6 protein-coding genes are annotated in these 12016 nt (G+C 67.1%); 1 reads left to right on the plus strand and 5 read right to left on the minus strand.

From position 1 onward, the window contains the following. From AC3XYG_RS09250 to AC3XYG_RS09270, 5 genes are all read right to left on the minus strand, one after another. Positions 1-4335 (minus strand): tandem-95 repeat protein (locus tag AC3XYG_RS09250; protein ID WP_489139530.1); only part of this gene is annotated, 4335 nt, incomplete at its 3' end. Between the two features lie 118 nt (positions 4336-4453). Continuing rightward, the gene (locus AC3XYG_RS09255) at positions 4454-6631 is read right to left on the minus strand and encodes a hypothetical protein (protein WP_489139531.1); all 2178 of its coding nucleotides are present in this window, start codon (positions 6629-6631) and stop codon (positions 4454-4456) included. Further along, the gene (locus tag AC3XYG_RS09260; RefSeq protein WP_489139532.1) at positions 6616-8058 is read right to left on the minus strand and encodes an efflux RND transporter periplasmic adaptor subunit; all 1443 of its coding nucleotides are present in this window, start codon (positions 8056-8058) and stop codon (positions 6616-6618) included. The genes AC3XYG_RS09255 and AC3XYG_RS09260 overlap by 16 nt, the downstream gene beginning before the upstream one ends. Before the next feature lie 3 nt (positions 8059-8061). Continuing rightward, entirely contained in the window at positions 8062-8799 is a 738-nt protein-coding gene (locus tag AC3XYG_RS09265; RefSeq protein WP_489139533.1) for an efflux RND transporter periplasmic adaptor subunit, read from the minus strand. Positions 8800-8825: 26 nt separating this feature from the next. Continuing rightward, on the minus strand, positions 8826-10220 hold the full coding sequence (locus AC3XYG_RS09270) for a TolC family protein (RefSeq protein ID WP_489139534.1): 1395 nt from the start codon (positions 10218-10220) through the stop codon (positions 8826-8828). Positions 10221-10839: 619 nt separating this feature from the next. On the opposite strand from AC3XYG_RS09270, the gene AC3XYG_RS09275 reads away from it, so the two are divergent. Beyond that, positions 10840-12016 (plus strand): YbiU family protein (locus AC3XYG_RS09275; protein ID WP_489139535.1); only part of this gene is annotated, 1177 nt, incomplete at its 3' end.

Genomic DNA, 12016 nt, shown 5'->3' on the forward strand with positions numbered 1-12016 from the left:
GTTGACAGGGGCATCGTTCACCGCCGTGACCGTCACGTCGACCCGGGCCGTTTCCGTCACCCCGCCGGAGGTTACCGTGTATGTGAAGCTGGCCGGGCCGTTGTAGTCGGCGGCCGGGGCGAAGCTGAGCGTGCCATCCCCGTTCAGCGTCACCGACCCGTTGGCCACGGCCACCGAGCTGCCGATCGTGATCGCCGTGCCGTTGATCGCGGTGATCAGGTGGCCGGCATTCTCGAAGCTGTCATTGGCGTTGACGTCGATGATGACGGGCGTGTCTTCCGCCGTCGTCGCCGTATCGTTGGTGATGTCGACCACCGGCGTCACCGTGATGCCGACGGTATCGCTGTCGGTCAGGGTGCCGTCGCTGGTGCTGACATTCAGCGTCGCCGGGCCGTTGTAATCCGCCGTCGGCGAATAGGTCAGGCCATTCAGCGCCGCATTGATCGCCGCCGCCGAGCCGGTGACCGTCACCGTGCCGGTGCCATTGCCCGTCACCACCACACCCACGGCCGACCCCAGGGTCAGCGTGCCGTTGGCGATGCTCAGCGTCGTGGTCAGCGTGTCACCATCGACATCCGTCACCCGGATCGCATTGCCGTTGCCGGTGGAGAACACCAGCCCGGTGTCCTCCGCCGTGTTCTGCGCCGCCGGCACGGTGTTGACAGGCGCATCGTTCACTGCTGTGACCGCCACACTGACGGTCGCCGTCTCGGTCACGCCGCCCGAGGTCACGGTGTAGGTGAAGTTGGCCGGGCCGTTGTAGTTGGCGGCCGGGGTGAAGCTAAGCGTGCCGTCCGCATTCAGCCGCACGGAGCCGTTGGTGACGGCGACCGAGCCGCCGATCGCGATCGCCGTGCCGTTGATCGCGGTGATGAGGTGACCGAGATTCTCGAAGCTGTCATTGGCGTTGACGTCGATCAGCACCGGCGTGTCTTCCGCCGTTGTCGCCGTGTCGTTGGCGATATCCGCCACCGGCGTCACCGTGATCCCGACGGTGTCGGTGTCGGTCAGCGCGCCGTCGCTGGTGCTGATGTTCAGCGTGGCCGGGCCGTTGTAGTCGGCCGTCGGCGCGTAATCCAAGCCGTTCAAGGCGGCGTTGATCGCCGCGGCCGAACCGGTCACCACCACCGTCCCCGTGCCGTTGCCGGTGACCGTGACGCCGGCGGTCGACCCCAGGGTCAACGTGCCGTTGGCGATGCTGAGCGTCGTCGTCAGCGTGTCGCCGTCGACATCCGTCACCCGGACGGCGTTGCCGTTGCCGGCGGAGAAGACGACATGGGTGTCTTCCGGCGTGACCTGCGCCACCGGCACCGTATTCACGGGGGCGTCGTTCACCGCGGTGACCGTGACGTCGACCCGGGCCGTTTCCGTCACGCCGCCCGAGGTCACGGTGTAGGTGAAGTTGGCCGGGCCGTTGTAATCGGTGGCCGGGTTGAAGTTCAGCGTGCCATCGGCATTCAGGGTCACCGAGCCGTTGGTGACGGCAACCGAGCCGCCGACCGCGATGGCGGTGCCATTGATCGCGGTGATGGTGTGGCCGGCATTCTCGAAGCTGTCATTGGAGTTGACGTTGATCCGGACCGAGGTGTCCTCGGTGGTCGTCGCCGTGTCGTTGAACGCGTCCTGAACCGGGGTGATGGTGATCGGGATCACGTCGTTGTCGACCAGCGCCTGCTGCAGCTTGATGCCGTCGACGAAGTTGCCGATGCTCGGGTTGCCACCGGCGGAGCTGATCGACCGGAACTCGAAGCGCACCAGATTGCCGCTGGCATTGTTGGTCAAGACCCGGCTGTAGGATCCCCACGCCGTGTTGTTGTCCGAGAACACCTCGTTCAGCAGCACGACATCATCCGCCGTGCCGGCGATGCCGTCGGCACCGAGGTCGGTCGCCACCACCCGCATCGTGTCGACGCCCTGGCGGCCGCGATGGGCAAACTGCACCGTCAAATCCGACCCAGCCTGGGTCTGGAAGGTCTGGAACAGCGCCGCGACCTGGTTGGCGTTCAGCTCCGCGAACTGGTTGCCTTCGAAGGCCGCAACACCGTTGAAGCCGGAATCCCAGATCTCGATCTGGTTGTCGGTGGCGTCGGTGTCCCAGCCCGGCACCGTGCTCTCATTGACGATGTGGACCGCGGGCGTGCCCGTGAAATCGGGCTGTTCGAAGCCGCCATTGGTGAAGTTGGTGGCCGGGGTCGACGGGTTGGCGGTCTTGATCGAGATCTGCGCCGGGCCGTTGTAGTCGGCGACCGACTGCCGGAAGGCCAGGCCCTGCAGGGCGGCATTAATGGCGGCGATGGTGCCCGAGAAGGTCATCGTCCCGTCGGCCGTGCCGTCGCCGGCCGTGAAGGTCAGCCCGGCCAGGCCACCCAGCGTCATCGTGCCGTTGGTGGCGGTCAGCGTCACCGTCTGGATGCCGCCATCTGGGTCCGAGATCGAGATCGCGTTGCCGTTCGCGTTCGAGAAGATGAGCGGGCTGTCCTCCGGCGTGCTCTGCCCGCCCGGCACGGTGTTCACCGGCGGGTCGTCGACCTGGGTGACAGTGCCGGTAACCGTGGCGGTCGAGGTGCCGCCCGCCGGGTCCCGGATGGTGTAGGTGAAGGTGCTGGTCCCGACGAAATCCTTGGTCGGGGTGAACACCAGGTTGCCGGTGGCGTCGATCACGACGGAGCCGCCGGTCACGGCCACGGCCGGGCCGCCGACCGTGACCGAGGAGCCGTTGACCTGGGTCACAGTCAAAGCGTCGTTGCGCGGATCGGTGTCGTTGGCCCGGACATTGATCGTGGTCGAGCCGTTGTCCTCGGCCATGGTGAAGCTGTCATTGACCGCGGTCGGCGGCGCATCGACCGCCACGCCGAGTTCGATGCCGTCGCCGGCCGCGCCCTCGAGCGTCCCCGGGGCGGCCTGGATCCGGAAGCTGACGGTGGTGAAGGTGCCGACCAGCTGCACGCTGCCCGCTGCCGTGCCCAGGGTCGGATTGGTGCTCGATTCCCCGGAGAAGGTGCTGCCGACGGTCTGGTTGTTCTGGCTGTTGTTGATCGCGCCCGCTGCAGCGTCGACCGTGAAATGCGAGGTGCCGGCGAGCCGGGACAGGGTGACGCCCGCGGTCAGCAGCACCAGCTGGGAGCTGTTCGCGATCGTGCCGGCCTGGCCGCCGAGCCGGTCGATGTTCAGGACCGGGTCGGTCACCGCCTTGGAGAAGGTGATGGTGATGGTGCCGGTGCCGGCATCGGGGGCGGCCGGGTTGGTCGCCGCGTCCGGCGTCGTGTCCCAGTTGAAGTTGGTCCCCAGTGACGCGGTGCCCTGGGCCGCATTGTCGAAGACCGAGATGTTGTTGAAGGTCTGGTTCGAGGTCGTGGTGAAGCTGCTGTTGGCCGAATTGGCCACGAAGGTGACGGTGGTGGTGATGCCGTCGGTGGTGTTGGTGGCGCTGAGGCCGTTGCCGGCGACCGTCCAGGTGCCGCTGTTGGTCCGGGTCAGCAGCCCTTCCCATTGCGGCTCCGCGATCGCCCTGGTCTCGATATGGCCTTGCTGACGCTCCAGCACCCAGTTGCCGCCGAGGTTGGCCGCGCCGGTGTCGTCGATCGAGGCGGCGACATCCGCCCCGGTCGCCGTGGCCAGCGCCTTGACGAAGGCCTCGCCCTTGGCGCCGGCGCCGACATCGCAGCCATAGATCATGATGTCGGCGTCTTTGGTCAGCGCCGACTTGATCGTGGCCATGTCCTCGGCATGGCTGCCGGACGCGATCGACTTCGCATCCAACATCGCCTCGCCCAGATACAGCTGCCCTTCCGCACCATGCGAGATGATGTGGATCGCGCTGATATCGGTGCGGCCCTTCAGCGTCTCGGCGATCTGGTCCAGCCCGTCCCGGCGCGGGTCGAGCAGCACGACCTCGTAGTCCTTGTGGTCCTTGGCAATGTCCTTCAGCAGCTGGGCGCTGTTGACGACGTTGTTATCGATAAAGACGATCTCGTGCGGCTTCTCATGCGTGTCGCGGACATCGGCCAGGGCCGCAAACAGGCGATGCGCACGATCCTCGGAGGATTCGCTCTGGCGGTGCCCCTTGGCGGCATCGCCGAGATGGTCCGACGCCTTGTCCTTGATCCGGTCGGTGTCGGCCCCCCGGCCGCCATCCTGGTGCCCGGACTTGCCGCCGTCGCCGCCATCGGAGCGACCGCCGTCATGCTTGCCGAAGGCCTTCTCGGCCGTCGCCGCACCGGCGCCGTCATAGACGATGCGCTGTTCCAGCAGCATGAGCATGTGCCGGTAGCGCTGTTGCCGATCCTGCGGCCGCGCCACGCCATCCGTCCCATGCGCACCAAAGAACCGCACCATCTACGCCTCCTGCCCCTGCACCGCGGCCGCCCCGAAGCCGGAGGACCGCGATGAATTCCACTCTCCGCACACCGGCCCGCGCCGCCCGCACAGCGGCGGCCGCAGACCGGTCAGGCGATCAGAATCCGGCTTCATGGATCCCGACCTTCAGCACCTGGCGCCAAGCCCGCACCGCCAGGCTTTCCGGCTTGCCGTCCAGCACCAGCGATCCGCGCAGCACGCCCGGAAGCGGCCCGACGGGACCGGTCGCTTCGGCGCGGACGCCGAAATAGGCGGCCGCCGCCCGCTCCTCGCCGCCCTGCTGCGCGGCCGTGTAGACCTCGACCTTCCCGCCATGCGTGCTGGTCAGATACGGGATATCGATGACATCGGCCCCGGAGCCGGCGATCGAGGCGATCCGCACCGGCAGGCTCGGCTGCGACACATCTTCCGGCACGAAGATGCCGTTGCCGCCCGCCGCGATCCGGAACAGATCCTGTTCGTTGACATACCCGCGCAGCTCGGCTCCTTCGGGCTGTTCGATCACCGCGATCTGGTCGGCCAGCGAGACCCAGCGACCGGCATCGAACTCACGGTTCGTCTCGGCGATGCGGCCGTCGATCGGGGCCACCACGGTCAGCTGCCGTTGGCGCCGCTGCAGCCCCTCGATCGCCGTGCGTGCGCTCTGGGCATTGGTCTCCAGCACCAGCCGCGTCGCCCTGGTCTCGGCATCGCCGCCCATCATGGACAGCTGCGCCTCGACCTTGGCCAGCTCGAGCGTCTTCTTGCGCAGCTGGAAGTCGACATCGGGCGACCGCAGCTGCGCCAGCACGTCGCCGGCATGGACGGTCTGGCCGACGACGACCGAGACGCTGTCGACCTGGCCCGGCACCGTCGGGAACACCCGCGCCAGCGCCGCCGGCTCGATGATCGCCGGCGCATGCACCCGGGTGGACAGCGGCAGGAAGCACAACAGCACCAGCCCCGCAGCGACCGACAGGGTCAGCCAGGTCCGGGGGCGCGACAGGATTTCGGCGCGCATTTTCCGCCATTCCCTGATTTCGGAGATCACCGGCCGCAGGATGAAGAACACGATCTCGATGATGAACAGGCCGATGCCGACAATCTTGATGAAGAAGTGATAGACTAGCAGCGCGATGCCCAAGTACAGGCCCAGTCGATAGATCACGGCGCAGACGGCGTAGACCATCAGCAGGTTGCGGGTCGCCCGGCTGAAATGTTCCGGCGGCGCGGCCTTCAGGCCGAACAACAGCTCCCGCAGGCCCCAGCGCAGCATGGCGAAGGCCCGCATCTGCAGGTTCTCGATGCCCCAGAGGTCGCTGAGGATATAGTAGCCATCGAACCGCATGAGAGGGCTGAGGTTGAGCAGCAGGCTCATGAACAGGCTGACGGTGCACAGCGAGAAGGCCAGGCTCTGCCACGGGCCGTCCGGCAGGAAGTTCCACAGCAGCAGCGCATAGACCGCGATGCACAGCTCGACCAGGATGCCGGCGCAGTCGATCAGCAGGCGGCTGGATCGCCGCTTCAGCCGCCAGGCGTCGGTGACGTCGGTGTAGAGCATCGGCGCCAACACCAGGAAGGCCAGCCCCATATGCGGCACCCTGCAGCCGGCGCGGTAGGCCGAGAAGCCGTGGCCCAGCTCGTGCATCGACTTCACGATGACGATGGCGGCGCCGTAGAAGGCCAGGCCTTCGAGCGACAGGAAGGACGAGAAGGTGTGGGTGAACAGCTCCCACTGCCGGGTGGCGAGATAGATGCCGACCAGCGCCACCAGCACGGTGATGGCGACGAAGCCGCGGGTGAAGAAGATCGAGGCGACAGGCAACGCCGCCTTCAGGAACGGCTCCGGCCGCACCAGCGGAATCCGGAAATACAGGTAGTTGTGGATGGCGGAGCGGAACAGCCCGGGCTTGTGCTGCAGCGACTTGCCGTACAGCGCCCGCCAGCCGCCGACGATCGGCACGCTGAGCAGCTGGCTGTGGTCGAGCACGCGCAGTGCATGCTCCAGCTCGTCCGTCGGCACCTCGCGCTCGAACCGGCGCTCGACCGCCTGCTGCAGCCCGCCCAGGGTCTTGCCCTTGTCCCACAGCGACAGGATCTGGAACATCTCGTAGGACAGGCGGAAATGCCGGTTGGCGATCGGGTCGAACAGCACCCAGGCCGGGCTGCCGTCATAGGATGGGCCGGCGCGCTGGATGCGCAGATCCTCGCGCAGCCGGGGCAGCGGCAGGTCCTGCACCGACGGCGCCGGCGCAGCCCCGATCAGCGGTGCGGCGGCGGCTAACGACCCAGCCATTGGCGCACCGCGGAGACGGGTTTGCGGAACAGGTAATAGGCCAGCGGCACGTCCTTGCCGGCGACGCGGGCGGTGCCGCGCAGCCCCAGCCGCGGCTGGAACGCCTGGCCCGGCCGGATCGTGGCATAGACCCGGTACGCCAGCCCGACGCCTTCGACGTTGCGGGCCTCGAAGCTGGCCAGCCGGATCTCGGCGCCCAGCGGGGTCAGCGGATCGAAATCGAAATAGGCGCGGATCGGCGCGCCCTGCTCCACCGCCACCGCGTCGGCCAGCGGGATCGTCACCTGCATCTCGACCGTATCGGGGTCGGCGATCTGCATGATGCGCTGGCCGATCGAGACCGGCCGCCCCTCCCAGTCCTTGCGGTCGGAGAAGATCACCAGGCCCGCGGCCGGCGCCGTGACCACGCTGCGATTCAGCAGGTCCTGGGCGTAGTCGCGCTGGGCGCTCTTGAGGTCGAGCTCAGCCTTGGCCACGCCCATCTCGCGCCGGGCCTTGGGGTCGTCGATCGACCCCTGGGTCACCTGCTTCAGCCGCGCCTCGGCAACCAGCACCTCCTGCTGCGCCACATCAAGCTCGTTGCGCCAGGTGGTGTCGTTCATGGCGAACAGCAACTGGCCCTGCGTCACCGCGCTGTTCGGCGACACCGCGATGCGCTCGACCACGCCATCCACCGGGGCGGCAACGATGCGCGGGCTGACCGGCACGATCTCGAACGGCGCCAGCACGGTCAACGGCACCGGGATGAAGCCTGTGGCGATGATGGCGGCCGCGCCGAGCAGCCACAGGCTGCGCGGGATCGAGATCGATCGCTTCAGCCGGCGCCGGCCGGTCAACGCGCCCCAGGCATGGGCGCTGGTCTCGGCCAGACGCTGCGCGATCACCAGGTCGGGCTCGATCCAGGGCGTCTCGCGGGCCAGCAGCAGCCCGGCGAAGACATGGCCGTCGGCCAGCCGCAACGGCACCCAGACCAGATCATGGAACGGGTAGCGTTGATGCTCCTCGTCCTTCGGGTCGCAATAGGCCGGCAGCACGAAGGCCCGCCGTTCGGCCAGCCCCGCCTGCCGCGCCAGGTTCCGGCACAGCCCCTCGATCCAGACCACGCGCGGCGATTCCCGGGTGATGTCGGACACGCCGGAAATGTTCGTCATCTTGCAGCGCCGGCCGCGGATCCGGACCAGGAAGGCCTGGCGCGCCCGCACCAGGCGCGCGGTCTCATTGGTGGTGATGAAGGCAAGTTCGGCCGCCGTGGTGGCGTGCCGCATCTCGGCCTCGACCTTCAGCAACTGCTCCAGCCCCGCGCCGGGCCGCCGCAGTTCGGACACCGGCCGCGGCAGGTCGGCCTTGATCGCGGCCGGCGTTTCGACGGCGGCAGGACCGGACGGCTTCTCGGCCTGGGGGCCGGGGGGTTTGAGCGCGGTGGCCATGGCTTACCCGCCCGGTGCCGCGAGGGTGAAGGCGCCGCTCATGCCCGGGCGCACGGCTGGGTCGTGGCCGGTCAGGCGGCCGGTCACCTTCACGGTCTGGCTGACCGGGTCGACCACGGCGCCGATGCGGACGATCTCCGCCGTCACCGACAGGTCGAGCTCGTCCAGGTGCAGCGTCCCGGTCATGCCGGGCTGCAGCCATTTCAGCCAGCGCGACGGCACCAGGGCATCCACCTCCAGCGGCCCGTCATCGACGATGGTCATCAGCGGCGTGGCTGGGCCCGGCGTTTCCTGCGGGTTCACCGCCAGCCCGGCGACGCTGCCGCCGAACGGCGCCTCGATGACGCAATCGGTCATCTTCTTGCTGATCACGTCGGCTTCGCCCTGGGCCGCGTCCGCCTTGGCCTTGGCGATCCGCGTCTCGATCGCCCCGACCGCCCGGCTGCGCTGCATCACGGCGAGATTGTCGTAGGTCAGCTTCTCCGCCTGGAACCGCCCCGTCGCCGCCGCCAGTTCGGCCTCCAGGCGGCCGCAGTCGAAGGTAATAAGCGCGTCGCCCTTGGCGAAGCGCACCCCTTCCTTGAAGCCGATCGCGGTGATCCGCGCGCCCAGATCGGTGGTCAGCGTCGCCTGCTGCGCCGCGCGCAGGATGCCGCGCACCACCTCGGTCTCCTCAGCCGCGGCGGGCGCCGCCCAAGACAGCCGGGCAGCGACGGTCGCAGCCAGGACCAATCCGGCCAAGGCTCTCCTGGCGTGCTGGCCCGGCCTCAATTGGCGGCCACGGCGAGGGACCGGCCCTGGCCGCGCTCGAGCCACATCTGGCGCAGGGACGACGCCACCACGGCGACGCTGTCATTGGTGTTGAGGTTGCCCGGGAACGGGTCGAGACCCAGCGCCGAATAGACATTGGCGTAGGCGTTCTGGACGTCGGCGTAGACGGTATCCAGCTTGGCATCGGCCAGCAGCGTGTTCATCTCCTCGCGGATCAGCGTCTGCTCGCTGCTGCGGTCCTCCGACACTTCGGTGCGGACGCTGTTGAGCAGCCGGCGCTGGACGCTGGACAGTTCTCTCGCGGTCGAATACTGACGTTCCAGCTGGAAGAAGCGGGCCCGGCTGACATGCACCTGGGTCATCACCGCCATCGCCACCGACAGCGACTTCATGTCGAGCGAGGCATCCTGCTGGCTGATCACCTTGTCATGCGCCGGATACTCCGCGAACTTCATCAGGTTCCAGCTGGCCTTGGCACCCCAGGAGATCCAGTTGTTGCTGAGCAGCGACGAGGTGGAGTCGTAGTCGACGCCTCCGAACAGGTTGATGCCGGGCAGCAATTCGAGCTGGGCGGCGGTCGCCTCGTTCGAATTGATCCGCAGCTCATAGGCGACCTCGCGCATCTCCGGACGGTTCTGCAGCGCGATCTGGTAGAGGTGCTGGACGCTGTCGTGCTCGTCGATCTCGGCGATCTTCGCCTTGTCCGGAACCTCGACCTGGTAGTCGGTCTCGGGCGGCACGTTCATCAGCGAGGCGAGTTGCGCCTTCGCAACCAGCAGCTCGCCCTCCAGCGTGCCCAGCTCGCGCTTGATCTGGATCAGCTCGCGCTCATAGGCCAACGCCGTGGTGGGCGAGGTCTCGGCCGAGGCGGCGAGGTGGCGGGTGTCCGCCAGGGCCCGCTGCACCCGGCCCTCCAGGGTCTTCATCCGGCCGACCAGGCGCTGGTAGCTGGCGGCCCGCCAATAGGCCGTGCGCACATCCTCGATCAGGCGGTTGACCACCTTGCGCTTGGTCTCTTCCTGGATCAGCGCCTTGTCGGCGAGCTGCTTGGCCCGGTAGTAGGACAGGCCGAAATCCAGGATGTTCCAGCTCAGCTGCAGGTCGGCGGTGTAGGTGTCGCGGTCGTCCCGGTCGTTTTCGGTGCCACCAACATTGTTGCGGCCGAGATAGCCGGACCCGGCGACCAGCTTGGGAAGCATGTCATATTGGCCGTAATCCGCCTCGGCCAGCCGCAGAGAGGCTTCGGTGGCTTCGACCCGCGCGTCCAGGTTGTATTTGATCGCCCGCGCCATCGCCTCATAGAGGTCGACCTTGCCGTGCATTGGCTCCTGGTTCGCCGTCACCCGCGCCAAGCGGTCGGCGGAAAAGGCGGCAATTTCATCTTGGGTCAAAGGCTGCGGTTTCACCGCGCAGCCGGCCACAACGAGCGCGACCAGACTGATCACTGCACAGCGATGAATCATACCCCCCCCTCCACACGAACGATCAGAAACCGCATTACGCAACAAATTCAACTATAGTGTGAAACACTATTTCATGTCGGACATTTGGTGATCTAAAGTCACCTCAACTCCGACCTTACCGTTCTGTCATCATTTGCTGAAGTCGCGCATGGCGCAAGCTCCATGGTTGCGGAACATAGCCCATTACGGATATTGTCTGCAGCAACCTATCCGGGTAGTCTCTTGCACCTCGCTCAATCGAAGCGTGAGACGAACACCCCATAGCCCGATACAGACTCCACCGATCCGCCACCGCACTCCGTGGACGCCCCACTCTCTTGCGGTGGTCATCCTCCCCTGCCGCACAGCCCGAATGGCAGCGCCCGGTTGGAATAATTTGGAATTATATTAAATTTTAGTAATATACAAATTAAATGTATTCCTCATTTGGATCATGCCTAATCAGGACCACTGTCCTAGGAACCACATATCCCCTTCCCCCGATCTTTACGACATGGCCGGCCCGGTGCAGGCTGACAGCTGGATCTGTCGGGACGAGGCGGACGGAATGACCGAGATGGAAGATGCCGCGCAGATCCGCGCGGTGAAGCGGGACCTGCGCAGTGCGATCGGCGACGTCGCCGGCGTCTGGCGACGGCTGGACGACGCGGTGCGCCGCGAGGCCGATGCGATCCGCGACATCGATGCCAGTGGACAGCCGACCATCCCGGTGGTGCAGTTCGCCGACATCGTCGCGAACACGGTACCGGCGGCCCAGGTGGCCGAGATCCACCGCCGCGGCGCCGCCCTGATCCGTGGTACGGTGGCGAAGGACCAGATCACCCGCTGGAACGATCAGGTCGCCGCCTATATCGAAGAGAACAACTACGCCGGGCAGAAAGACGACGGCAACCTGCAGACGTATTTCGGCGGGCTGAGCGCCAAGACACCGCAGATCTTCGCTGTCTACTGGTCGCGGCCGCAGGTCGAGGCCCGGCAGCATCCTGATATGGCCACGGCCCGGCGTTTCCTGAACCGGCTGTGGCGCTTCTCCGACACCGGCGACGACAGAACCGCCGGCCGGATGTTCTTCGACCCCGACCGCGAGGTCGCCTATGCCGACCGGATCCGCCGGCGCCAGCCGGGCGACACCACGCTCGGCCTGTCGCCGCACATGGATGGCGGCTCGATCGAGCGCTGGCTCGACCCCGGCTATCGCAAGGTCTACCGCCGGATCTTCGCCGGCGACTGGGAGCGGCACGATCCGTTCGACGGCGAGTTCCGGGTCGAGGCGCGGGAGTTTCCGGCGCCGAACACCAGCACCTTCTTCCGGTCCTACCAGGGCTGGCTGGCCCTGACCGGCCAGGGCAAGAACGACGGCACGCTGCAGGTGGTGCCGATGATCCGGCACTCCGTCGCCTATCTGCTGCTGCGGCCATTGCTGGACGACGTGCCGGACGATTTGATCTGCGGCGCCGGGCGCGGCAAGGCGCAGGCAATCCTGCCGCAATGGCACCAGCCGCTGATCGATGCCCAGGTGTCGATCCCCCATGCCGAGCCCGGCGACACCGTCTGGTGGCATCCGGACTGCATCCATGCGGTCGGCGGCGAACACCGCGGCACCGGCTATTCCAATGTGATGTTCATCGGCGCCGGGCCGCTCTGTGCCAAGAACACGGAATACGCCGCCCGGCAGCGCACGCGCTTCCTGGCCGGCGAGACGCCGCCGGACTTCTCGCCCGAAC

It is taken from the genome of Inquilinus sp. (assembly GCF_057815775.1).

Coding starts and splice junctions, on each gene's coding strand:
- AC3XYG_RS09255 (WP_489139531.1), bottom strand. CDS start 6,631: ATGGCTGGGTCGTTAGCCGCCGCCGCACCGCTGATCGGGGCTGCGCCG.
- AC3XYG_RS09260 (WP_489139532.1), bottom strand. CDS start 8,058: ATGGCCACCGCGCTCAAACCCCCCGGCCCCCAGGCCGAGAAGCCGTCC.